1 pseudogene is annotated in these 1634 nt (G+C 76.8%); it reads right to left on the bottom strand.

The window, feature by feature from the left end:
- Positions 1-1634 (bottom strand): annotated as a pseudogene (locus tag E4P41_RS21665) (hypothetical protein); the annotation flags it as partial.

Here is a 1634-nt window from a genome sequence, read left to right as displayed (position 1 = left end):
GCGCGGGTTAGTGTGGAAGAACTTGAGGAGAAGTTCAATGTCAAGGGCGCGCAGGCGGCCAGCCTGCTGGCTGCTGGGGAGCCCTTGTTTCGGGAGCTCGAAGAGCTGAGTGTCGGGCAGGCGGTTGCCCGGGCGGACCAGCCAGACGGCGGCCACCAGCGCGACCGGCAGCAGCCAGGCCAGCGGGCTGCCGAGCAGGATGTCGAGGTTGGCCTGCGCCTTGCGGCTGACCACCGTCCATGCCTCCCCGGTCAGCAACTGCTCGACGAACCGACCCAGGTGGCTGCGCTGGGCCGCCGGGCGCAACCAGTCGGCGAACGCCAGCGTGCCGACGACCACCACCGCCAGCGCCAGCACCGCCGCCATCCGGGGCACCGTCACCCGGCTGCGGGTCAGCAGCATGGCCAGCAGCACGAACCCGGGCAGCGCGGCGAGCACCCCGCCGAAGTCGCGGCCCAGCGCCGGGGTGCCGATGACCAGGACGGTGAGCGCGCCCGCCCCCAGCACGACCGCGGCGGTGACCGGCCGGGCGCGGCGGGCCGGCACGTGGCGGCCCGCGGCCGTCGCGACGGCGGCGGTCAGCAGCAGCGCACTGACCGAGAGCAGCCCGAAGCTCAGGTTCCCGTAGCCGGTGAAGCGCCCGGCGACGATCGCGTCGTAGCCGAGCAGCCCGCCCAGCTCCAGGTGCGAGCCGGTGAGCACGTCACCGACCAGGGTGCCCAGCGTGACCGTCAGGACGACGGTCGGCGGCCCCAGCGGCCGGCGCCGCCACGGGCCCAGCGCGGCGACCGCGAGCACCACCAGAGCGGCGGCGAGCACCGATCCGGCCAGCGCCAGACGCGGCGCGCCGGCCCGCTCCCACGGCACCAGCCCCGCGAGGTAGGTGGCGACCGGCACCGCAGCGGCGCCGAGGGCGACCGGGCGCAGCGCGCCCCGCAGCCGTTCCCCGGCCGGCCGGGAAGCCCGGTCGCGGCGCCGTCCGCCGGCCACCAGCAGGCCGAGGCCGACGACGACGGCGTCGAGCAGCACCAGTCCCCAGAAGAACGCGGCTGTGCTGCGGTAGTGCACCGCCGCGGCGGTGTTGGCGTCCTCGAGCTGCGCCACGGCCTCGGCCAGGGGCGGCCGCACCCCGTCGACCTGCAGCGGCTGCCCGTTCATGGACGCCGGCCGGTCCAGCCCGAGGGCGGCGAGGACGGTGGGGGCGACGTCGATGAGCTGGACGTAGGGCGCCCGCCCGGTGCTCGCCGAGGTCAGCCAGCGCGGCTCGGTGAACCCCGGGCCCGAGGCGATGCCGACGTGCAGCTGCGCGCGGCCGTCGTTGACCTCGGAGATGCCGTGGACCAGCAGCAGCGTCTCCCCCGGGGCGGCCTCCACGGCGGCCAGCAGCCGGCCGAGCGCGGCATCGATGCCGGCCAGCGCGACGGCCCGGGACTGCGGCTCGGTGCCCGTGTCGCTGCCCTCGAGGGCCGGCTCACCGGCGTCTACGAGGTCGTCGAGGCCGACCAGCACCAGCGGGCAGCCGGTCAGCAGCTCGCCGGGGTCGGCGGGCAGCCGCTCGCGCTGGGTCAGCGTGACCCCGGGCGCGGCGACCGCCAGCGCCGGCGCCCGGCCGACGACGGTCGCGCAGCCGACCG

Origin of the sequence: Geodermatophilus sp. DF01-2 (assembly GCF_004571065.1) — a bacterium.
Lineage (GTDB): Bacteria > Actinomycetota > Actinomycetes > Mycobacteriales > Geodermatophilaceae > Geodermatophilus.
This window is presented reverse-complemented; position numbering and strand designations above follow the sequence as displayed.